Origin of the sequence: Legionella bozemanae (genome assembly GCF_001648595.1) — a bacterium.
GTDB lineage: Bacteria > Pseudomonadota > Gammaproteobacteria > Legionellales > Legionellaceae > Legionella > Legionella bozemanae.
Genome location: NZ_LBAW01000014.1, coordinates 24,765 through 49,525, shown reverse-complemented (window position 1 = coordinate 49,525; position 24,761 = coordinate 24,765). Strand labels below are relative to the sequence as shown.

The window sequence follows — 24,761 nt, the reverse complement described above, 5'->3', positions numbered from 1 at the left end:
ATTTGAACGAATAGACCAACCGAATCTTTAACGCTCCTTGAGCGCTGAAAAACTCTGCTTTTTCTCATGAAATATTAAAAATAAATACTCCAAATACACATCGAATATTCACAACGGTAACTTCACTTATAAAAAGTCCTGAGTGTTTCATAGCAGTGTTATATATTAAATTTGAAAACCATCTAATTGAAGGTTTCTTGTTCCAATATATTAAGCTTTAGGTAATTTAGGTGGTATTACAGCAACCCAGCCACCACCTAATGCTTTGACCAAACCCACAGCAGAAGTCATTTGTAATCCATCTATCTGCGTTGCCGCTTGTTCAGCCGCAAGAGCACTGATTTGAGCTGTAAGCACATTCATGTAAGGTACTGTTCCCGCTTTATATTGGTTCTTAACAATTTTAAGTGCATAAAGTGCATCGGTTGCTTGTTTATCTTGGGTTATACCTTGTTTTTCCAAAAGACGTAATGAAATCAGATTATCTTCAACATCTTGAAATGCAGTCAGTACTACTTGACGATAATTGGCGACCTGAGCGATATATTGTTCTTTTGCTGCCCTTACCCCTGCTGCACGATACCCTCCATCAAAAAAAGTCTCTGCCAATTGCATACCAGCAGACCAGCTGATTGCCGGTTTATGAATCAGTTGATGAAAACTACGACCTGCTGCACTTACAGTTCCATTTAAAGTCAAATTAGGAAAATAAGCAGCAACAGCCACTCCAATCAAGGCACTTGCCTGTTGCACTAACCGCTCCGCTTGCGCAATATCCGGTCTGCGTTCTAACCAGGCGGTAGGTACCTCCAAGGGAATCGCCGGTGGTTTCAATTTTATAATGGCAGGTTTTAACGAAAAGTAAGCTGGAGGGCGCCCCATTAATACAGCAATGGCATGTTCATATTGGCCACGTAAAATACCATTATTAATTGCTGATGCCTGCGCTGATTCAAGTTGGATTTGTGCCTGGACCACTTCAGCACGTGATACAACACCTGATTTATATTGATTCCGGGTGAATATTAAGATTTTTCTGTAAGCAATGACTGTTTCATCCAAATATTTTTGAGCTTTATCCAGTGTACGTAATTCAAAATAATATTGCGCCAAAGCGCCTTGCGCAGATAAACGAGTCACACCAATCAATGCTTCATTGGATTGTGCTAAAGAAAGATCAGCCTCAATAGTTCGGCGAACAAGCCCCCAAATATCAGGTTCCCAGCTTGCATTCAAAAATGCTGAATAAATTGTTGTCGTTGTTGCGGCTGGGGCAATGTTTGTCGTTGCAGTTCCTGAAGTACCCGAAGTACTGATAATGGATGTAGCCCCTCCTGCCTGGCGTTGTCGGAACAAACTGAATGCACCTACTACTGTTGGATATAAGTTAGCACGTGCCTGATCGACAATTGCAAGTGACTGCCTGAAATTTGCCTCTGCATTGACAATACTTTGGTTAAAGTGATTCAACTGATTTTCCAAGTCATTCAATACCGGCTCATTGAAAATCTTCCACCATTCACCACGATCTATATCATCTTGAGGTTGGATGGGCTTCCAATTTTTACGCACAGTCCCCATTATTTTTTTGCCTTTAGCTTCTTTGAATTGTGGCGGTACCACAAGTTTTGGAGGTACGTAATTAGGGCCAACCATACATGAAGAAAGTGATAAAGAAGCCAGTGCTAGAAATGAAAAAATTTTGCGTTTCTTAATAGATGATAGCCTGGGTGCAGCGAAGCGGAACCCGGGAGTGAAGCGGTATAATATTCCAGGGTTCCACTTCGCTGCACCCAGGCTACATCGAGATCTTAATCGATTATGAGTGGCCATAGACACCTCGTAACTTAAACTGTTTCATAAAATTGCGGAAACGTATCCCGGCAGTATCCATTGCCAAATAAATAACTGGCGTCGTGTACAATGTTAATAATTGGCTCATAAGCAAACCACCCACAATTGTAATGCCCAATGGGCGGCGTAGTTCTGAACCCACTCCAAAACCAATAACCAAAGGCATGGCCCCTAATATAGCCGCCATTGTAGTCATGATAATTGGACGAAAACGCAATAAAGCAGCTTCATAAATCGCCTCACGCGGCGATTTATTGTCCAGCCGTTCAGCTTCCAAAGCAAAATCAATCATCATAATGGCATTTTTTTTCACAATACCAATGAGAAGAATCATTCCGATTAAAGCAATAATGCTCAAATCAGACTTAAATAACAATAAAGCCAATAATGCTCCGACACCCGCTGATGGCAAAGTAGACAAAATAGTTATTGGATGAATCAGGCTTTCATAGAGCATTCCCAGTACGATATAAACTGCCAAAATAGCGGTCATTATCAGATATTTTTCGTTTGCAAAGGACTCCTGAAACGCTTGTGCTGTTCCCTGAAAAACACCACGCATGGTCGGCGGTAAATTCATTTTATTGACTGCAGTAGAAATCTTTTTAACCACAGCACCCAACGAGGTACCAGGAATTAAATTAAATGAAAAGGTTGCTGCAGGAGCCTGGCCTAGATGGTTTACTGACAATAAGGTAGAACCGGGTTTAAAACTGGCAAATGCAGATAAAGGTACTTTGTCGCCTGCTGAAGATTTAACGTAAATCTCGTCCAATACAGCAGGAGATTGCCAATATTTCTGTGCCACATTCATAACCACAAAATATTGGTTCATTGGCATATACATAACCGAGATCTGACTTTGACCAAAAGCATGATATAACACTTGATCAATCTGTTCTGGAGTAATTCCAAAGCGCGATGCAGTATCATGATCCACATCCACATAGATTTGCAAACCATGATTGAGCTGATCATTATTCAGATCGGCAATACCCTGAATCTTAGCCAGTTCTTCCATAATTCTCGGTGTCCAAGTAGTAAGATCCTTTAAATTATCCGCAGTCACTGTATACTGGAATTGAGCAGCAGATTGCCGGCCACCTACAGTTAAATCCTGTGCTGACTGCATGTATAAAGTTGCCCCGGTAATTAAAGACAATTTACTGCGTAATCTTGCTATCACCTGATCGGTAGTTGTATTATTTTCCTGGGATGGCTTGAGAATAATAAATACAGAACCTGTATTGGCTGTATTATTGCCTGGACCACTGCCAATAAAGGCTGCAACATTGGCAACAGCTGGATCTTTATAAATTTCCGCAACATATTGAATCAATTTTTTTTTCATCGCTTGAAATGAAATATTTTGATCTGCTTGGAGAGAGCCTGCTATCCTGTCCGTATTTTGTTGTGGGAAAAATCCTTTCGGTATTACAACAAACAAATATGCGGTCAATAAAACTGTCGCAACAGTGAGAATCAACATCAATCCTGGATGAAGCAATGCCCAATGCAAACCATTTGCATAACGCAAACGCACCCGCTCTGTAAAGCGCATAAAAAAATTGCTTTTTTCTCCTTCATTCTCATGCAACATCCGAGAACACATCATTGGTGTCAGTGTCAATGAAACAACGAGTGAAATCAGAATTGCGATAGAAAGTGTCACCACAAATTCACGAAATAGACGGCCTACAATGCCGCTCATAAATAAAACTGGAATAAATACTGCAATTAAGGAAATACTGATCGATAACACGGTAAAACCAATTTCTTTTGACCCATCAAAAGCAGCCTGCATTGGTTTTTTGCCCATGGCGATATGGCGCGAAATATTTTCCAATACAACAACGGCATCATCAACCACAAAACCTGTGGAAATAGTCAAAGCCATAAGCGATAAATTATCCAAGCTGTAATTTAATAATTTCATTACCGCAAAAGTACCAAGCAAAGACAGCGGAACTGCAATACCTGGAATCATCATCGCTCTAAGACTTCCAAGAAAAAGATAGGTAACAAAAATTACTAGACACATCGCAATGAGCAGTGTAAGTTCCACATCATGTAACGAAGTGCGAATCGTAGTTGTTCTATCCATCAAAATATTTAATTTAATATCTTTGGATATAGAAGCTTCAAGTTGCGGCAAGATTTGTTTTACATGATCCACTGTTTTAATTACATTGGCACCTGGCTGTTTAAATAAAACCAGAAGCACCGCTGGTTTCCCATTGGCCAAACCTGCAGCATGAACATCAGCAACTGAATCGAACACATGAGCAACATCAGAAAGACGTATAGGCTGGTTATTGAAATAATTAATAATCAGCGGCGCATATTCACTTGCCTTATGCATCTGATCATTATTATTGATGATTGAAACAGTATCATTATGAATCAATTGTCCTTTTGCCAAATTCACATTGGCATTGGCAATTGTTGTGGCGAGTTGATTCAATCCAATTCCATACTGATTTAATGCTGTGGGATTAATTTCAATACGCACAGCAGGCAATGAACTTCCTCCAACATTCACCTGCCCTATTCCTTCAAGACGCAAAATTTTTTGCTGTAATATAGTTGATGCAACATCATACATCTGTCCTGGAGTATATTTGTCCGAGGTCAATGCAATAATCATAATTGGTGCATCAGCAGGATTTACCTTGCGATAAGTAGGATTGTTAGTCAAATTAGTAGGCAATTGGCTTAATGAAGCATTAATCGCTGCTTGGATATCTCGTGCAGCCCCATCAATATCACGCGATAAGTTAAATTGCACGATAATATTAGTTTGTCCTAACGTACTTGATGACGTCAGTTGAGTGACCCCCGCAATTCGACCTATCTGTCGCTCTAAGGGTGCTGCAACTGAAGTTGCCATAATTTCAGGGCTACCTCCTGGTAATTGCGCCTGTACTGTAATTGTCGGGAAATCAATCTGTGGCAATGGAGCAACAGGTAATAAATTAAATGCAAGAATTCCCGCGCAACTTAATCCAAACGCTAATAGAATAGTGGCAATAGGTTTTTTAATGAATAAAGAGGATAGATTCACAATCCCACCTCCCTGGCACTGGGATTGCGTTTGCCATAACTCATTACTTTACGCGATATACGATCAAACGTCAGATAAATAATAGGCGTTGTATATAAAGTCACTAACTGACTTACTATTAACCCGCCAATAATCGTGATACCCAAAGGCCGTCGCAATTCCCCGCCAATCCCGCCACTGAATGCTAAAGGAATAGCACCAAGCATAGAGGCCATAGTAGTCATCAATATGGGTCTAAAACGTAATAAGGCCGCTTCAAATATTGCGTTTTCAGGTTTGAGTTTGTATTCACGCTCTTGTTCAAGCGCAAAATCGATCATTATAATGGCATTTTTTAATACAATACCAATCAACAGAATAATTGCAATCAAAGCAATGATACTCAGTTCATTTCTTGTTATATATAATGCAAGCAACGCCCCCATTGAGGCAGATGGCAAGGTAGATAAAATAGTTAATGGATGAATATAACTTTCATAAAGTACGCCCAATATAATATATACTACGACCACAGCGGCGACTACCAACCATCCCTCATTGGCAAGCGATTTTTGAAAATTTTTTGTTGTTCCCTGAAAATCAGCTTCTACATTGAGCGGCATATTGAGACTTTTTTTAGCAGCCTCAATTTGGGTCACCGCATCACCTAAGGACACATTATTGCCGAGATTAAATGAAAGGGTTGCCGATGGAAATTGATCTTTATGAGTAATGACTAACGGTCCAACTGCTCGCTTCCAACGAGCAAAAGTCTTGATTGGTACAGAGCCGCTTAAAGTCACAGCTTCAAAAGAACCCAAACGCGGTGAATTGGCTGAGGACGAATTATTCATGAGATAATTTGTTCCGTTATTATTTAACACTGAAGAATTCATCGAGGAGCTTGTTGAAGAATTAGTCACTGAGGAATTAATATAAATATTATCAAAAGCAACCGCCTCTCTTTGTAAAAAAGGCAATACTTCCAATACAACGCGATATTGGTTTCGTTGGGTAAACATAATGGATATTTGCCGCTGCCCAAACGAATCATATAAAGTATCGTCTATCATTTGCATACTAATGCCCAGTCGGTATGCAGTATCACGATCAACATCAATCGAAGTGACCAAACCCATATTTTGTTGATCTGTATTGACGTCTTTTAAAATGGAGAGCTGGCGCATTTTTTCCAACATCAAATTGGACCACTTCGTCACATCTTCTCTATCAGGAGCGCTAATGCTGTACTGATATTGTGTGCGGCTGGCTAATGTATCAATAGTTAAATCTTGGACAGGTTGCATATATAAAGAAGCACCAACAACCTTATCAATTTTTGATTGCAATCGACTCATCACCTCTATGACACCTGGGCGTTGTTCTACAGATTTTAAGTTGATCAAAATGCGCCCGCTATTTAATGTGATATTCGTGCCATCAATACCTATAAAGGATGATACATTTTCAACTGCGGGATCAGAAAGCACTGCACGCACCAACTCTTGCTGTCGCCTGGTCATTTCTTTAAATGAAACCGATTCGGAAGCTACAGATATTCCTTGAATGAGCCCAGTATCCTGAATGGGAAAAAAACCTTTAGGAATGAGATACAATAAAATGCCAGTGATTAACACGGTAATAAAGAAAATCAGTAATACTAAAGAGTGTCGTGAAAGAACCCAATGCAAAGAAGCTTTATATCGACCAATGAGATAATCTAATTGACGTTCCAAAAATCGCTCTAAATCACTCACTTTGCTTTCACTCTGTGGCTTTAGGATCCGAGAACAGAGCATAGGGGTTAATGTTAAAGACACAAAAGCTGAAATGGCAATGGTTATGGTTAAAGTCAGTGCAAACTCACGGAATAATCTACCAACAATATCTCCCATAAAAAGCAAAGGAATCAATACCGCAATAAGTGAAATCGACAAAGAAACAATAGTAAAACCAATCTGAGCTGCTCCTTTATGTGCAGCATCCAAAGGTTTTTCACCCATTTCGATATAGCGTATGATGTTTTCAATCATCACAATCGCATCATCAACCACAAAGCCCGCAGCAATTGTTAATCCCATCAAAGTAAGGTTATTAAGACTAAACCCAAGCAAGTACATGAGGCCCAAAGTACCTACAAGTGCCAATGGCACGGAAATACTGGGAATTATTGTCGCTGATAATTTACGTAAAAATAGAAAAATTACCATAACAACCAATGCTACCGACAAGAGCAATTCAAATTGCACATTTTCTACAGAGGCGCGAATACTTGCCGTACGATCTGTAAGTATTTTTATATGAATCCCCGCAGGAACTGCCGCTTGCATTTGCTTTAACAAACTTTTGACTCGCTCTGCTACCTCGATTACATTCGCTCCGGGCTGACGTTGCACATTAAGAATAATTGCCGGCTCTTTATTCATCCATGCAGCCTGCATGGTATTTTCTTCACCATCAATCACATGGGCTACATCCGATAAACGAACTGGAGCACCGTTCTGGTAGGAAACAATTAATGGGCGATAATCCTCAGCGGACAACAACTGATCATTTGAATTAATCGTATAGGCCAGACGCGGGCCATCAAAGTTTCCTTTAGCAGCATTCACATTTGAAGCCATCACTATAGAACGTATATTTTCCATAGTGAGTCCGTATGCGGATAATGCATTAGGATTAGCCTGAATACGTACTGCAGGCCTATGTCCGCCACCAATGCTGACCAAACCCACCCCGGATAATTGGGACATTTTAGGAACAATGCGGGTTTCTGCGTAATCTTCTACTTGAGTTAAAGGTAGTGTATTTGTAGTTAATGCTAAAGTTAGAATCGGCGTATCTGCCGGGTTTACTTTATTGTAAATTGGAGGATTAGGAAGATCAGCCGGCAAGTAACTGCTTGCAGCATTAATCGCTTGTTGTACCTCTTGCTCGGCAACATCCAGGCTCATATCCAAATTAAATTGCAAAGTAATTATGGATGAGCCATTCGAGCTGTTTGAAGTCATTTGCTCCAAGCCCGGCATTTGCCCGAATTGCCGCTCAAGCGGAGCAGTCACTGTGGTTCCCATGACATTTGGACTTGCTCCAGGATAAAAAGTTGATACTTGAATTGTGGGGTATTCCACATCAGGCAAAGCAGAAACAGGCAGCAGCTTGTATGAGAGAGCTCCGCTTAGAAAAATAGCAAACATCAATAATGAAGTGGCTATGGCTCTTGCGATAAATGGACCCGAGATACTCATGTGACACTGTATACTTTGTGATTATTACCTTTTTTTTGAACTGGAGCACTGGATGAATGCTCATTTTTGACCACTATCTTAGATCCATTCATTAATTTATCAGCGCCATTTATTACTACATTTTGACCAGCTAATAAACCACTTTTGATTACTGTATCATCCTCGCTGGCAGGTCCTGCAATAACTTTTTGAGCTGTTACTGTGTGATTAGGATTAATAATATAAACAAAGTCTTCTGTTGTTGAATGTTGAACAGCAGCTGTCGGCACAACGATTGCTCGATGCAATGTTTCAACCAAAATTTTTATATTAACAAACTGATTGGGAAACAATTTATTTTTTTCGTTATTAAAGATCGCTCTAAGTCTTACGGTTCCAGTTGTAGTACTAATTTGGTTATCCAAAGCTAAAACTTTTCCAGTTGCAAGTAAATGTTCTTGCTGCCGATCATAAGCTTGCACTTGCATTTCTTTGCCAGCATAAACTTGTGGTGCAATTTGCGGTACATAATCTTCTGCAACAGGGAAAATAACGGTAATTGGATCATGAGTAGTTATCACTGCAATACCTTGGGTATTTGAGGTTTGAACAAAATTACCAGGATCAACCAACCGCAAACCGATCCGTCCATTAATTGGTGAAATAATATCGCAATAAATAAGATTGACTTTAGTGCTCTCAATCATACCCAGATCTGTTTTAACATTACCTTCATATTGCTCCACAACTGATTGCTGTGTTGCTAAAGTTTGTTGCGAAACCGAATCTTCTTTCCATAATTTTTGATAACGTTTTAAATCAATTTTTGCATTCGCCAATAGCGCTAAATCCCGCTTTAGATCGCCTTCATATTGAGTCAATAATGCTTCATAAGGGCGTTTATCTATTTGAGCAAGTAATTGGCCTTTTTTAACCAGTTGGCCTTCTTTAAACAGCACCTTCATCAATAAACCATTGATTTGGGTTTGCAAAGTCACAGTATAAACCGGTGTTACTGTACCTAGTGCTGAAACATAAATAGGCACATCATGAATTGTAGAAATCCCGGCAACAACAGGAATAGGTTTAGGGCCAGCATTTTTTGATTTTTTAGTGAAAATATAGAACCACACTACAACAACTAGAATAATTAAAATGATGAGCAGGATTAACAAATTTTGTGTAGGGAAGCGTTCTCGCCATAATTCAGTAATCACCGTTTTTTTACTCTTTGGTGATTTTTCCACTTCCATAAAAACTACGTTCCTTGAGAAAAATGGTGAAGTTCATGATAACGAATTTTCGTGTGGGTAGCAAAAAAATCAGAGTAAAAATAATTTTAGCCCACAAAAATACGCAATTAAATAACAATCTGATTAATAAAAAATCTGAAAAATCATACTATAAAACGCTTTTTCATTTTTTCATTGTACTATTCAATAAGTTTCATCCAGGAAAGATATATAGAAATCAAGAGCACACAATTTCCTCTATTAACCAGATAAGTAATTGGCCATACGCTAAATGACCGAATTGCTAAATTAGAAAAATGCACATTACAACGTTATATAACTAACAAAAATTTAACTCAGGTCTAATTTTCTTCCATTGATTTAATGGTGAATAATCCGGAGTTGTCATTTTATTAACCGGCAGATAGAACGTTTGTTCTAACAAATGCTGGCCGCTCAATGCTGCATGCGACACATGATCGGTAAAAACTATCCAAGTGCTCTTGGCAGGAAAATCAATTTGTACCTTTTCAACACTTGCCTGATAAGCATCATCCAACTTCATCGTGTCATGTAAATGCAACATATAATGATCATAAGGAGAACGCAAAGTTTTTGTTGCTTTAACGAGATTCAGCATTTTTGCTTTCATTTTACTGTATGGAGCAATTTTAGGTGCAAAACGATTAAGAACATCGGTAAATGGTTCACCAAGATTCCAAACTCGTGGTTCATTATGAGGATTAATATTACAAAAAACGCGTAAAATCCTTAATCCATGTACCGGGCTTGCCGAAAATGAATCGACATGCAACCGAGTATCATCTTTACGTTTCGAGGAAATACGTCCATTAATTTGCGCAGGCCTGAAACTCGTTCTACCCCATTGTAAATGGGCCACATAAGAAGGGAGAACTGTTTGAATTAATTGATGTGCAAACTCTGCATAACCATGCATCATATGACTAAGCTTGGAATCCAAACTGTTAATATCCTTTTTAAAGGCACTTAACTTTTTAGTACGAATATCGTAACTTACATTTTTACGACTGCCATCCAACACGTTTTCAGACAGCAAAAGCGGGTCCACATCAGCGAAAAAATATTCCGGAAAAAACAGGACCTTGCCCATCTCTAATAGATTCACACTTTTTTGTTGATCGATTTGCTCTATGTTTTGTGTCAATAAATAAGAATTCATTATTTTTACCCTAAATAATGTGTAATTCAGTAAAAATTTAATGCTATATCGCATATAATCCAAAATCCAATTTTTACTTTTAGCTGGATCATATCATGTCATCTTGTCCTTGTGGATCACAAAATACATATGAACTGTGTTGCGGTTTATACATCGACAACAAGCAACTTCCAGAAACTCCTGAGCAATTGATGCGCTCAAGATATACTGCTTACAGTATGGGCAAAATGGATTACATCAAAAATACAATGAAAGGCAAGGCGTTAACAGGCTTTAATGAAATAGAAGCAGAGCAATGGGCTAAAAGTGTGACCTGGATTGATTTAGAAGTAATGCATCAAAGTATGTCTGGTCCCGATAAAGGCTTTGTTGAATTTACAGCACGTTTTTCCGAGCATAACCAAATAAAATTTATTCATGAGTTAAGTGAATTCCATAAAGAAAATGGTCGTTGGTTCTATATCGATGGCGTGCATAAAGAAAAATTAAATAAAATCAGCAAATCCAAAGTTGCACGTAATGCACCCTGCCCTTGTGGAAGCGGCAAAAAATTTAAAAATTGTCATGCAAAATAACAATTAGAGTTAAATTATGAATGGTCACTTATTACTTAATGTTTTCATCTTTCTTGCTTCAGCTTGCATTATGGTTCCTATTGCCAGCCGTTTCAAACTAGGATCGGTCCTGGGCTATCTTATAGTTGGTATTCTTATTGGTCCATTTGGATTAAAACTCATAGGAAACACTCAACAAATTATGAATTTTGGTGAGTTTGGCGTAGTTATGATGTTATTTCTCATTGGTTTGGAATTGGAACCGGCCATGTTATGGAAGCTTCGCAAACTCATTGTAGGCTTAGGTGGTTTACAAGTCCTCTTAACTACAAGTATCTTAACAGCAATTGGACTTATGCTCGGTTTTGATTGGCGAGCAACTTTGACAGTAAGTATGGCGTTGTCCCTTTCGTCAACAGCTCTTGTATTGCAAATGCTCCAAGAAAAAAACCTGCTCAAAACAGCAGAAGGTGAGACTTCATTTGCTGTATTGTTATTTCAAGATATTGCTGTAATTCCTATATTAATTATTATCCCATTACTCGCACAACACGGAAACATCCAAGTTAATATCCATGAGTCTGCATTCATTATGCATCTACCAAGATGGTTATATGCTATTTTTGTTGCTGGCGTTATTGGATCCGTTATTTTAATTGGTCATTATTTATCTAGACATTTATTTTTAATTATTGCCAAAACCAATTTACGTGAAGTATTTACCGCTTTTTCGCTTGCTTTAGTAGTTGGCGTTACTTTATTAATGGAATCTATAGGCGTATCTCCTGCTTTAGGGGCATTTATTGCGGGGGTTGTATTAGCTAACTCTCAGTACAAACATGCAGTTGATGCAGACATTCAACCTTTTAAAGGAATTTTGCTTGGATTATTTTTTATTTCTGTAGGAATGGCAATGAATTTCTCTCTTTTTTCACAGAAAGCAATGCTGATCCTCATCACGGTGTTTGCTTTAATTACGCTTAAGGCTGCTATTTTGTATTTTCTAGGATTTTTGTTTGATTTAAGCAAGCTGCAAGCTGTAGGTTTTGCTTTTGCTTTATCTCAAGGAAGTGAATTTGCCTTTGTACTCTTTGAATATGCCGGCATAATTAAAGTAATCAGCCCGGAATATGAAGCTTTTTTTACTCTTGTTGTTGCATTATCCATGCTTGCCACTCCCTTTTTAATCCTTCTCTATAAGCGCTTCATCATCCCCAAGTTTATGAGTTTCTTACCTGAACGTGAATATGACTCCATCAATGAAAGAAATGGAATTATTCTTGCAGGTTATGGACGTTTTGGACAAATTATTGGACGTTTGCTTAATGGTGAAAATATAAAAATTACGGTATTAGAAAAAAATGCAGAACAAATTGAGTTACTCAGAAAATTTGGTTATGTAGGATATTTTGGGGATGCCAGCCGATTGGATTTGTTAAAAAGCGCTGGTGCGGAACATGCCAAACTTCTCATAGTTGCTGTTGGAAATCCAGATGCAAATTTAAAGATTGTCAAGTTAGCGAAACAACATTTCCCTCACCTCAAAATCTTTGTTCGCGCTCGCAACCGTCGTCATGCTTATGAATTATATCGAGTAGGTGTTGATTATTTCATTAGAGAATTATTTGATTCCTCTTTGAGTATGACCAAGGAAATTATGAAATTCCTGGGTTACAAACATGAGGACATACAGAAAAAAGCAATAGCATTCCAAAGACATGACGAAGAGACATTAATTCAATCCTTTGATTTTTTTGAAAAAGAAAGCGATCTCATCAATTTCTCACGGCAAGCAAAAGGCGAATTGGAACGCATTCTGCAATCGAGTTAAAAAGTACAACTCAAGCTTATTCATTGTAGCCTGGGTGCAGCGAAGCGAAACCCGGGGAAAAATAAGGCTCAAAATCCTGGGTTTCGCTTCGCTGCACCCAGGCTACAATAATCAGATGTTTTTTGGGAGTATTAACACCATATGATCAATTTTCAGCAAATTTCTTTAAAAACCTTTCTCAGTGAGTATTGGCAGAAAAAACCTCTAGTGATTCGTAATGCCATTCCGGATTTTACTAATCCATTATCTGCTGATGAATTGGCAGGCCTTGCACTTGAAGAAGATGTTGAAAGTCGCCTTGTCTTTGAAACACCTCATGAAAAACCCTATTGGCATTTAAAGCGCGGACCATTTTCTGAAAATGACTTTAAACTCCTACCCCCAACCCATTGGACCATACTCGTACAAGGCGTGGATAGATTAATTCCTGAAGTATATGATTTACTCGATCATTTTGATTTCATTCCACAATGGCGGATTGATGATATTATGATTAGCTATGCTGCGCTCCACGGCAGTGTCGGACCTCATTACGATAATTATGATGTTTTTTTATATCAAGCTCAAGGACGCCGAGAATGGTCGCTTACTACTAAAAAATGCAATAACGAGAATTACATCAAAGATCTCGAACTTCGTATCATGGAGCAATTTGATGTCGAAGAGCGTTTGACTCTTGAAGAAGGAGATATGTTGTATCTTCCACCACATATAGGCCACTACGGCATTTCACTTTCCGAGGATTGCATGACCTACTCTTTTGGCTATCGTAGTTATCAAGGACAAGAATTATTGGATAGTCTTGGGGATTATTTGGCTGAAAAAGGAACATTCAAAACATTATATCAAGACCCTGATTGGTCTCATTTGCACAATACCTCTGAAATCACCCGCCCTGCCTGGCAAGCTGCACAAAAACTATTACAACAATTAATCAGTGACGATAAAATAATGCAATCTTGGTTTGGATGCTTTGCAACACGCCTGGATCAAGGGGCAGAAATGCAATTACCTTTGCCTTTAGAAGAAAATGAACTCATTGATTTATCACATTTTATTGAAGAAATAAACACAGGATCGGATCTGAACAGAGATGCAACATGTCGTTTTGCTTATCAAAACTCAGAGGAACAATTCGAATATCAGTTTTATGTTAATGGCGGTGAATGGGATACAACCGATGTTTCTCATGATTTGCTAAGCTACATTGCCAATAATCGTCACCTATCCCATCAATCTCTTGCTGCTTATTTAAATACTACACAAAATCAAATATTTATTTATAATTTATGGAAATTGCAATGGCTATACATTGCAGAAAACTAGGGTCTGTTTCCAAACCCTAAGACTTATTGACTTTTTACCGCTAAGACAAAAAACTTGTGTGTAAATTGGTTAAATTCAAAAACATAGAGTATAGTTAATATACATACCATAATAAGGACAGGTAATGAAAAAAATAATACTGGCTGTAATCTTGGTGTGCTCAACTGCCTTTCTGGTCAACTGTGGCGGTAATCCCTGTTGCGGAACTTGTGCGACTGATTGTGGTGGCTGTGGCGGTTGTAATGGAAGTTGGTATTAAAAATATCAGCTAACTGTTCGCACAATAAAAATGCTGCCTGGGCAATAGCGCCCAGGTTACGGTTCTAATGCATTCATAAGAACAGTTACCCCGCATCTTCACTGCGTACGAGCTGAAACTTCAATTGGCCAATAGTGATTTTATGGCTAAACAAAGTAAGAAGCGCGCCTGTTAATACGAATACAATACCTGCAGCGCCCCAGAAGTTCAGTTCTTCACCTAAAAGCAATACACCAAAAATGACCACAAATACCGGCTCTAAAACGGATAAAATAGAGGCTTTTTCTGAGCTGATGTATTTTAAGCTATACAGCAACAAAATTATGGGAGCTACAGTTGCAATAACAGAGATGCCAAATAAATGATACCAAACGTCCGTTGAAGATGGGATGGCAAAAGAGTGATTAAAAAGAGAAACGAATGAACTGGTTACCATACACCCCAAACAAACCATAAAAGTAGACATATTTGGAGAGAGTTCATTTCTTTTGCTGCCTATTACATAGCACGCATAAAAAAAAGCAGAAGCAATCCCCAGTAAAATACCCCATAAGTTAAAAGACAATGCATCCAAGTCCACCATAAGCGTCATTCCCATTAAAATCACTAGAATCGCAAAATAATAAACTTGTGGTATCGATTGCCCGTAAAAAAAATAATTGAGCAACATAATGAGTACCGGATAGGTAAAAAAGATAACCATCGCCAGTCCAGAACCTATGTAATTAGATGCTAAAAAGTAAAGCCAGGTTGATATACCATAAAAAAAAGCGCCTGTTAAAAAGGCAAGAAACATATTTTTATAAGAATCGTTGTTTTTTTTAATTTTTGGCAACATGATAATTAAAATAATCATGCTGGAAATTAAAAAGCGCCAAAACAACATAGTGCTCGCGGATAAATTGCCATTCATTGCGCTTAGACCAAAATAACCAATAAACCCGTAAAGAAATCCAGATAAAATGGCATAGATAGAACCGCGATATTCTTGATTTATCATCATGATAATACTGCCTGAAAAAACTGACTTACGAAAAAGCAGGTTAGATTTTTAATCCTACCTGAAAGCATGAAAGTAAAGTGTACCTAACATAAAAAAATAAGAAGTTAGTGTATCATTTTTTCCACATAATATCATATTGAAAACAAAAGATACATACTGTATTATTTGTCTACTTTTAATTGAGATTGTAACTATGTTTCGTTTTTTACTCTTCATCTCTTCCTTCTTTGTAGTAGCCCCTAATATTTATGCCGACGCTGCTGCATGTGCTGAACATCAATGTATTGCCGTTGTTGATGCAGGGAGTACGGGATCAAGACTTCATGTTTTTGCTTATGATCTTGATGAAACAAACACGCCTTCTCGTATTACAGAAATATGGTCTAAAAAGATCAGGCCTGGATTTTCAATGATTGAAGCCAATCAAAATACTGTAGATGCATACTTGACAACGCTTTTCTCAGGAGCCCCTGCCCAGCACATGCCCGTTTATTTTTATGCAACTGCAGGAATGCGTCTTGTGCCACAAACCAAACAAAAAACTTATTATCAGGAAGTACAAAAGTGGTTTAACCAGAAATCTGAATGGCAACTTGTAGAAGCAAAAACCATTACAGGACATGATGAAGCTTTATATGACTGGCTTGCAGTCAATTATCATATAGGAGCCCTCAAATCATCTTCTAATGAGCCAGTAGGTGTTATGGATATTGGTGGTGCATCAGTACAAATTGTTTTTCCAATACGCAACAAAACGGATAATAAAGGAGCGCAAGTTGAATTGGAGCTTTACGGCCGCCGCATCAATTTATCTGTTCATAGTTTCCTGGGTCTTGGACAAAATGAAATGGCTCACCAACTTCTGGATACAGCCTCCTGCTTCTCGGATGGCTATCCTCTTTCTGATGGCAGTCATGGGCAAGGTGATGCATTGGCTTGTGAACAAGAAGTGACTCCCTTAATTAAAATGCATAAGGTCAGTAATGAAGTGCAGCCAGATCTTTCTGCCAGCCATATTAATTCTTGGTACGCCATTGGTGGTTTTCCAAATCTTGTAGAAAGCAAACCGTTTCAGTTCCAAAACAATCAATTGACCATTCAGGATTTACTGCAACAAGCAAATGCTCTGATTTGTCATCAACAATGGGAAAGTCTCAGCGATCAATTTCCAAACAATGAATACATCGAGACATATTGCCTCTTACCCGCTTTTTATTATGCTTTAATGGTAGAAGGCTATGGTCTAACAGTAAATCAACCAGTGAACTATATTCCTGCAGAGCAAAATCTGGACTGGACTTTAGGTGTAGTACTGCATCATTGATGCCAAGGGCATTTAATGCGCCTGCAATCTGGTGCAAGTCCCCACTGCTATTCCCGACGTATTGCGCTTTATGCGCAGTATCCAGAGATCTTGTTAATAAAATCAGGAGTTCATAAAATGTTATAATTCATCTAAAGAAAAATCCTCCATCCTTAAAGCACTTGGTTGACCATAGAAGGAACATAAAGCATCGCGAAATTTTTGCGCACGTTGTGATAACCCATGTTTACAATAATGTACCACTTGCTTATATACTGACTGTTTAAAAGCAATAGTATCTGATTCCATACCATTTAAATTGTCGATACTGATATAAAATTTATGCCCCGCTGCCTTTGAAAGAATCCATTCCATTGCCTGCGGTTTTACTTCAACTTGTTGAAATAACGCCTGTTGCTCTGCACTACGTCCATCAGGCATATACCAATATCCAAAATCGACTTGTTTTCTACGCTCTTCGCCGGCAATGAGCCAGTGGGAACATTCATGCAAAGCACTGCTAAAAAAGCCATGGGCAAAATATATAGCGTTGTAAGGGTGCTGTTCACCAGCAGGGATGTAGATAGGCTCATTATCGCCTTTAACTAGCCTGGTATTAAACTCTTCACCGAAGCAATTATAAAAAAGCGTGATTAAATCTTGATATTGATGCACTAATAGCTTTTCACTCATTAATTTACACATAGTGGCTAATTTATACTAATATAATTAAAGAGTCATTATTTTTTATGAGTTCCTGGATTTGGAGTTCCGACGATAAAAATGCAAAAAAAAGCACTGTCGTACCGATTAGGAAGATTGATAAATAAGCTTCGTTGGCCAATTATAGGCTTATGGGTGCTTGCTATATTACTCTGCATCCCCTTTTTACCGCACATTGTTGATCCATTTAAAACTACTGGATTTATTGATGAAAGTTCAGCAAGTGCCCTTGCTGAAAATTATATGAATAAAAAATTGGGATATAACGATAAGAATAAATTTCTTATTATGTATCATAGCGATAAACTTTTAGCGACCCAGGCTCAATTTAAGAAAAAAATTAAAGCATCATTATCCGATTTAAACGATTTTCCAATTAAACACGAAATTATTTATCCTGACGACACCCATCAAATTTCCAAGGATAAACATACAGCTTATGTTGTGGTGATCATCAAAAGCAATAAACAGCTTAGCGATGACTTATTAAAACAATTTACAGAATCAATAAAAAAACCGTCACGCATGACCGTGCAAATTGGCGGAGAACCACTTTTTGTACAAAATGTGAATCAACAAACACAAACAGACCTTTTTAAAGCAGATATGGTTGCCACCCCAGTAGCAATTATCACTTTAATTCTTGTATTTGGATCAGTAATTGCAGCAGCACTCCCCATTATTTTAGGAGGCGGATGCGCCATAATTATCCTAACTACACTCTATTTTTTAGGACATCTGTTTACCCTTTCTATTTTTACCGTCAACATTGCCTTATTACTCGGCCTGTGTCTTTGCTTGGATTATTCATTATTTTTTATTAGTCGATTTAGAGATGAATTAAAGAATGGATTAAATATTGAAAAGGCGATAGCAACCACTCAAGAAACCGCAGGTAAAGCAATTTTCTTTAGTGGTTTAGCTGTTTTTGTGAGCCTCAGTGCATTATTTTTATTTCCAGTCAATATTCTTTTTTCAGTTGCAGTCGGCGGCTTAGCTGCTGTTTTTTTCGCAGTACTCATATCCACTATATTTTTACCAGCAATTCTTGCCGTTCTGAAATCAAAAATTAACTTGCTCTCAGTACGTCTATTTAAGAACAAAAATAATGCCAGTTGCTGGCGCTGGCTTGCAGAGCGAGTAGTTCATCATCCTACTCTCTTTTTCTTCCCCATTCTTATTTTTTTATTGGTACTGGGATACCCTTTGTTAGTGTCAAAGTTTGGTATTTCAGATTATCGCATTTTCCCAGAAAAATCAGAAAATCGAGCATTCTACGATACGTATGCAAAGAAATTTCAGATTGAACAATTAAATCCTGTAATATTGGTTATCGAATCACCGTCTTCATCAATTTTGTCACGCCAGAATCTTTCTAAAATATATAATTTAGTCCAAAAGCTAAAACGCAATCCACTGGTCAAAGAAGTCAATGGCATCATCAGCAGTAATTCGGATCTAAAAAAGGGACAATATTACACTCTTTATCATTTAGATAAAAAATTACTCGATCCGAGCGTGAAACAATTGCTTAAAACAACGACAACCAAACATATGGCAGTCATTAATGTGATCAGCAAATATCCAGCAGATTCCGAAGAAACCAAAAAGCTTATTAATGAGTTGCAGGAAACAAAATTAGGCTCGGGATTAAAGGTACAAGTTACTGGAGTAGCTGTGAGTAATATTGATGTGCTTCATAGTATTTATCATTATCTCCCTTATGCCATCCTTTGGATAATGGTGTTTTCTTATCTGATACTCCTTCTATTATTGAGATCTTTATTTTTGCCATTAAAAGCAATTGTAATGACCTTATTAAGCCTAAGCGCTTCATATGGAGCCCTGGTTTTTATATTCCAGGAAGGGTATTTCGCTGAAGTGCTTAACTTCCAGCCACAAGGAATGCTCGATATTAGTTTATTAGTCATCATATTTTGTGCTCTTTTTGGTTTTTCAATGGACTATGAAGTATTTTTATTGACTCGAATTAAAGAGGCACATCAGTTAACTAAAGATAACAACAAGAGTATTATTTTTGGTATTGAAAAAAGCAGCCGTATTATTACAAGTGCTGCACTGATTGTCATCGTGATTTGCTGTGCTTTTTTGATCGCCGATGTATTAATGGTCAAAGCATTTGGCCTTGGCATCGCAGTTGCTATTTTCGTAGATGCCTTTTTGATACGAAGCTTTTTAGTTCCCGCAACAATGGCTCTCTTTAAGTCTTGGGTCTGGTATCTCCCCAAATGGTTGGATCGAATCCTGCCTAAGCTGTAATCCATCACTTAAGTTGAATATACCGGGAGTGTTTACTATACTGAATTTAAAGGTTTTTTAGCTATTTTGTGGCAGAAAAGGAATTTAAATAACACTGAGCTCATGAAACTTCATAATAACTAAAAACCTTTAGCTTCAGGATAAGATTTTAGTTTTCGCATTATTCCTTAACTGCCGAATATGGGATAAAAAATGGCGAATAAAAAAATAATACAAGCCTTATTTGAAGAGTATGCTCATCATTTTCCTCACCATATTGCCGCTCTAAGAGGAAATGATAAACTGACTTATAGTGAGTTGAATCGAAGGGCAAACCAACTCGCTCATTACTTACAGGACACAGGTTTAAAGCCAGATACCCCTATTGCTCTGTGTTTAGACCGTTCATTTGATTTTCTAATAACACTTATTGCTGTTTTAAAAGCAGGATGTGCTTATTTACCTATCGATTCATCGCAACCTGAAGAACGTTTATTATTTTTGCTTCATAATAGCCAGACGCCGATTTTAATCACAAAGTCCGCTTTCAAAGATAAATTTACAGCATATCAAGGAACTGTAATTTTACTTGACTTAGAGAGTAAGAATATCCAGAAACAAGCAAGTGACAATCCATCTTTAGCAAATAATCCAGAGAATTTAGCTTATATCATCTATACTTCTGGATCCACCGGAACACCTAAGGGCGTGCTTATTGAGCATGGTTCCGTCGTCAATTACTGTCATTGGTTTGCCGACTACACCCGCTGCAAGCCGCAACAACGAATTGATTTTTCTGCAAATCCTATTTTTGATATGTCCGTATCGACTACAATTGTTCCGCTAATGCTTGGGTTAACTGTTGTTCTTTGTGATGATGTTATTAAAAAAGAAGTACGCTCTTATCTGCACTATCTAGCGAAATCACGAATTAATATCATGAAGTTGACTCCGAGTTATTTTAAAGTACTGTTGCATGAAGCAAAAAATAATTTCATTGTCTTGCCACACCTGCATTCCATCATTCTGGGAGGAGAAAATCTATCCTCTGCTGAATGCAAATCCTGGCTTGCATTATACCCTAAACACATTTTATTTAACGAATACGGTCCAACAGAAACAACCGTAGCAATCGCAGCGTATGAAGTAAATATTTTAAACTGTGAGAACTTAGATACCAATGTTCCTCTTGGAATAACAGGTAGCAATATGAATGGCGTTATTCTTGATACCAATCATCAACCTGTTCCAGATGGAGAACCAGGCGAATTATTTATAAGCGGAAAATGTCTTGCTCGTGGTTACTTAAATCAACCGGAATTAACACAACAGCAATTTATTATAAAAAATAAAACCCGGTTTTATAAAACGGGAGACTTATGTAAAAAACGTTCTGATGGAATGTTTGAATATCTGGGAAGAATTGATGAACAAGTCAAGATACGGGGATATCGTATTGAACCTAGTGAAATTGAAAAACATTTGATTACTCATCCTGAGATTAAAGAGGTTGCGCTACTTGCTCAAAAAGACTCTTTTGGAGAGCAACGATTAGTAGCCTATTACGTTCTAAAAAATCACAATGCCATATTAAACACGAATCAAATACGCCAGCATTTACAAAAATATTTACCTGAGTACATGATTCCAACAGTTTTTGTAAAAGTTGGCTCATTTTCTCTAACCGCGAATGGTAAGTTGGATAAGTCATCATTGCCCGTCCCTTTACTCACTGTACGCCATAATTATATTGAGCCTGTTACTGCCTTAGAAAAAAAACTTACGCAAATTTGGTCAGATGAATTAGGCATTCAGCTGATCGGTATTCATGATGATTTTTTTGATTTAGGGGGGCATTCTTTATCAGCAGCACGTATCATTTCAAAAATAAATGATGAATTAAGCAGAAACATCAGCCTCCATGACTTTTATAAAGCAACAAACATTGCCAAATTAGTCCCAATCATCAAAAATACAAAAAAGAACAAGAAAAAACATCCACGTAGAATTCTTAATAATCATAAAATACCCCATATTCCTCTTAGTGATTTTCAATTTTTGCTCTGGATGTCAAATACATTTGAACCTAGAGCGCAAAAATTGAATATTGTTGCTAGAAAGCGCTTGAACGGCCGCTTAAATGAACTGGCTTTAGAATTTGCTTTTCAAGCAATTTTAAAAAAACATGAAACATTGACTTACCAGATATTCAAATTAAAACCTGCTCAAAAAATACAAAGAAAATGGTCATTTAAACTGGATGTGACCGATTTTACATCTCTTTCTACGCAACAAAGTGAAGAAAAATTACAAAAATCAATGACCCAATTAATTAACTTTTATCCTTGGCCTAAAAAAACTCCTTTGATTATTGGCAAATTATTTTACTTACATGAAAATGAATCAGAACTGCAGATTTGCATGCCACATCTGATTTCCGATGAGCACTGTATTGATATTTTATTCTCTGAATTATCTAAATTTTATCAGCAGTACAACCAATTAACACTTGATAAAATCTCAGCGGACTCCCAGTTTAAAGAGCATATTTTTAATGAACGAACGGCAATGAAAATGCATCAGGAAGAAGGCGCTTCATTTTGGAAGGAGTACCTTAAAGATGCCAATTTATTTACTTTCCCAGAAGAGTATGTAGTCCGGGATATGAAAGCTGAAAATATTCCCTATTCAACATATTCAGTACTATCTGAGGAATCATTAAATCATTTCAAACTTTTTTGTGAACAAAACCATATCAGTATGAGTAATGCTTTATGTGCGGTAATTGCATTGGCTTTACGAAATTGCAGTGGCAGCCATAAAAGTGAAATACCTTCTACTCATATGAATATCATTCAATCAACACGCGATAATTCGATTTATGATAATACAATTGGCTGTTTTCTAAGAGTTGAACCTATTAAAATTATTCTTGATGCTACTGCAACATTAATGGACTTGGCCCAACAAATACGTCATACCACGATTAATACGAGCCGTTATCAATATTGCTCAAACTTAGTGAAGCTTTGCTCTATCAACTCTTTTAAGCCTAATATAATTGAAAATTTCATTACACATTTAGTTACCCCACTCTATATAAATCTACTTAAAATTCCTTCGATTTACCGAAAAATCTTACAACGATGTGGCAGTCGGATGATTGCATTTAAGCGAAATACCAACTTTCTTATTAATCTCAACATCAGAAGTAATTTTATTGAACCTCCTGGTAAAAATCCGGAATTATTTGGTTTTAATACAAAGCCGATTAAAAACGATAATATTGATTTATTAACAATCGATTATATTTTTGAAGCCAGTTTCATTCGCGATGACAATCAAAATACCCGTTCCTTGATTATTTCAGCAAATTTAAAACCCGAGTTTCGCGAAAAAATTATAAGAGAAGTGATTCAAATCATAGATTCTGTGCCACTTGAAAAAAATTCAAATGAACAAAATCTAAAATATGAACATGAAGAACAATTTTTTTAAGATAAACACTGAATCCAGAATCTTTTGAATTCTCTTTCTCCAGTCTGTGTCGCTCAAAAATAGTTAATCTGTTTGCATTTCGCTAGGTAAATTAAGACAATTTAGCCAAGATAGCAGAAATGTAAACAGACCCTAACTTTTTGCATCATTAAAATCACATATTCATGCCAATGCCTTTTGCAGCCAGATTAATTTTCTGATAGAGTTACTTGGATAAAATTTCGGGTCTAAATAAAATAGAGGATGTTAAAAATGATACGAGGATTTTTTGCAGGTTTAATGTGTTTGCTAAGTTTCTCTGTTTTTTCATATGGTAATCCTTGTGGTAATGCTGCTCCTACTAATGATTTAAATTTTTGTGCCTCATTTAAAGTAGTTGCAACATGTTATTGCACCTCTTCTGGTTTACCTGCTGGTATGTGCCAAGATATGAATATGCTTTATGCACGTATGGTGAGTGTATATGGCTCATTGGATAAAGCTTGCGCAGCACAACCCTACACTACAAAACAAGATTGTCTTGATAATTGGAATTGTTACCGCCTTGGTGGGGTGGATTCTCGCGGCAGAATATGTAGTTCCACTCGGAAATCCTGTCAATAATTTTATTAAATTATCAAAGTCAAAAAAATTTGATTAAGTTGGGCTTCGGCCCAACAGAAATTCTAATGATTAAAGCTATCTTGGTAGAGTAATTATTGTGCATAATAAAAAATCAAAATTATTTTTTTTCTCATTCTTATTCCTTTCTACGTCTTCTTGTTTAGCAGAGAAAAGTAATCTACCACAACACCCTTTTTATGTAGGTGCAATAGGCGGTTTTGGCTCAACTACATGGAAAGGCTTAGTTCCCACCAAAGAAAATCAAAATGTTGCGCTTATGCTCTCAACACCAATAAAGGTTGAAGAAGGCGGGAGCGTATGGGGTGTTTTAGCAGGATATGAATTTACTAACTTCTTTGCAATTGAAGTAAATTACACACATTTTCCCGAAGCGAATGTTAATTTCGACCCTACAAGCTTATTCAGTTTCGATCATGATGGCTTAGAAACTTTAACATCTCAAACTGAAGTCTTAACTTTGATGGGGAAACTCATGGTCCCTATTCCTCATTCGCAAATGAAAATTTTTTCCGGTGCGGGAGTGGCTGGCGTACACCGCAAAGATATCGTTGTTGATGATTGGCGTCCAGGACCTACTTTTAGTGTGGGAGTAAATTATAATTTTACAGAGCGGATAATGGGAGAAATTGCTGGATCTTTTACTGCCGGATACGGAGAATCGCAACTTAACCCAGCAGACGCATATTATCCCTTTCTCTACTCAGTCGCCGCCCATCTGATTTTTCGTTTTTAATGCTTTTAAAAAAACTAACATACGATTGCTGAAACGTCTAATAATATAGCTCGGATTATTATTGTATAATCCGGGTTTTCTATTACAGGTT

Annotated in this window: 16 protein-coding genes; 9 read left to right on the top strand and 7 right to left on the bottom strand. The window is 37.4% G+C overall.

Translation table 11 applies throughout. From position 1 onward, the window contains the following. Positions 1-210 precede the first annotated feature (210 nt). From A8O27_RS11330 to kdoO, 5 genes are all read right to left on the bottom strand, one after another. Positions 211-1,833 (bottom strand): efflux transporter outer membrane subunit, encoded by a 1,623-nt coding sequence (locus A8O27_RS11330; RefSeq protein ID WP_082642419.1) that lies wholly within the window; start codon positions 1,831-1,833, stop codon positions 211-213. Beyond that, a complete protein-coding gene (locus A8O27_RS11325; protein ID WP_058458870.1) occupies positions 1,820-4,918 on the bottom strand; it encodes an efflux RND transporter permease subunit in 3,099 nt (1,032 codons plus the stop codon). The genes A8O27_RS11330 and A8O27_RS11325 overlap by 14 nt, the downstream gene beginning before the upstream one ends. After that, complete coding sequence (locus tag A8O27_RS11320) at positions 4,915-8,145, bottom strand: efflux RND transporter permease subunit (RefSeq protein ID WP_064115093.1); 3,231 nt, start codon at positions 8,143-8,145, stop codon at positions 4,915-4,917. Before A8O27_RS11320 ends, A8O27_RS11325 begins: the two co-directional genes overlap by 4 nt. Continuing rightward, the gene (locus A8O27_RS11315; RefSeq protein ID WP_058458871.1) at positions 8,142-9,377 is read right to left on the bottom strand and encodes an efflux RND transporter periplasmic adaptor subunit; all 1,236 of its coding nucleotides are present in this window, start codon (positions 9,375-9,377) and stop codon (positions 8,142-8,144) included. The genes A8O27_RS11320 and A8O27_RS11315 overlap by 4 nt, the downstream gene beginning before the upstream one ends. A 319-nt stretch (positions 9,378-9,696) precedes the next feature. Then, complete coding sequence (kdoO, locus tag A8O27_RS11305; protein ID WP_058458873.1) at positions 9,697-10,557, bottom strand: Kdo hydroxylase KdoO; 861 nt, start codon at positions 10,555-10,557, stop codon at positions 9,697-9,699. Positions 10,558-10,652: 95 nt separating this feature from the next. Here kdoO and A8O27_RS11300 point away from each other — a divergent pair, with 95 nt between their 5' ends. From A8O27_RS11300 to A8O27_RS19335, 4 genes are all read left to right on the top strand, one after another. Then, positions 10,653-11,132, top strand: a complete 480-nt coding sequence (locus A8O27_RS11300; protein ID WP_058458874.1) for a YchJ family protein — start codon at positions 10,653-10,655, stop codon at positions 11,130-11,132. 16 nt (positions 11,133-11,148) lie between these two features. Next, positions 11,149-12,942: a monovalent cation:proton antiporter-2 (CPA2) family protein gene (locus A8O27_RS11295; protein WP_058458875.1), complete on the top strand. Its 1,794-nt coding sequence runs from the start codon at positions 11,149-11,151 to the stop codon at positions 12,940-12,942. Positions 12,943-13,083: 141 nt separating this feature from the next. Then, positions 13,084-14,268, top strand: coding sequence for a JmjC domain-containing protein (locus tag A8O27_RS11290; protein ID WP_058458876.1), 1,185 nt, complete (start codon positions 13,084-13,086; stop codon positions 14,266-14,268). A gap of 124 nt (positions 14,269-14,392) precedes the next feature. After that, entirely contained in the window at positions 14,393-14,527 is a 135-nt protein-coding gene (locus tag A8O27_RS19335) for a hypothetical protein (RefSeq protein WP_259293089.1), read from the top strand. A gap of 85 nt (positions 14,528-14,612) precedes the next feature. On the opposite strand, the gene A8O27_RS11285 is transcribed toward A8O27_RS19335, so the two are convergent. Next, a complete protein-coding gene (locus A8O27_RS11285) occupies positions 14,613-15,527 on the bottom strand; it encodes a DMT family transporter (RefSeq protein ID WP_174223935.1) in 915 nt (304 codons plus the stop codon). Positions 15,528-15,723: 196 nt separating this feature from the next. Between A8O27_RS11285 and A8O27_RS11280 the strand changes: the two genes are divergently transcribed. Next, a complete protein-coding gene (locus tag A8O27_RS11280; RefSeq protein ID WP_058458878.1) occupies positions 15,724-16,854 on the top strand; it encodes an acetate and sugar kinases/Hsc70/actin family protein in 1,131 nt (376 codons plus the stop codon). Between the two features lie 120 nt (positions 16,855-16,974). On the opposite strand, the gene A8O27_RS11275 is transcribed toward A8O27_RS11280, so the two are convergent. Beyond that, positions 16,975-17,508 (bottom strand): elongation factor P hydroxylase, encoded by a 534-nt coding sequence (locus A8O27_RS11275; RefSeq protein WP_058458906.1) that lies wholly within the window; start codon positions 17,506-17,508, stop codon positions 16,975-16,977. A 108-nt stretch (positions 17,509-17,616) separates the two neighbouring features. On the opposite strand from A8O27_RS11275, the gene A8O27_RS11270 reads away from it, so the two are divergent. The 4 genes from A8O27_RS11270 (at position 17,617) to A8O27_RS11255 (ending at position 24,670) form a co-directional block, all read left to right on the top strand. After that, positions 17,617-19,836: an MMPL family transporter gene (locus A8O27_RS11270; RefSeq protein ID WP_058458879.1), complete on the top strand. Its 2,220-nt coding sequence runs from the start codon at positions 17,617-17,619 to the stop codon at positions 19,834-19,836. A 192-nt stretch (positions 19,837-20,028) separates the two neighbouring features. Then, positions 20,029-23,313, top strand: coding sequence for a non-ribosomal peptide synthetase (locus A8O27_RS11265; RefSeq protein WP_058458880.1), 3,285 nt, complete (start codon positions 20,029-20,031; stop codon positions 23,311-23,313). Positions 23,314-23,565: 252 nt separating this feature from the next. After that, a complete protein-coding gene (locus A8O27_RS11260) occupies positions 23,566-23,916 on the top strand; it encodes a hypothetical protein (protein WP_058458881.1) in 351 nt (116 codons plus the stop codon). A gap of 97 nt (positions 23,917-24,013) precedes the next feature. Then, positions 24,014-24,670 (top strand): outer membrane beta-barrel protein, encoded by a 657-nt coding sequence (locus A8O27_RS11255; RefSeq protein ID WP_058458882.1) that lies wholly within the window; start codon positions 24,014-24,016, stop codon positions 24,668-24,670. Positions 24,671-24,761 lie beyond the last annotated feature (91 nt).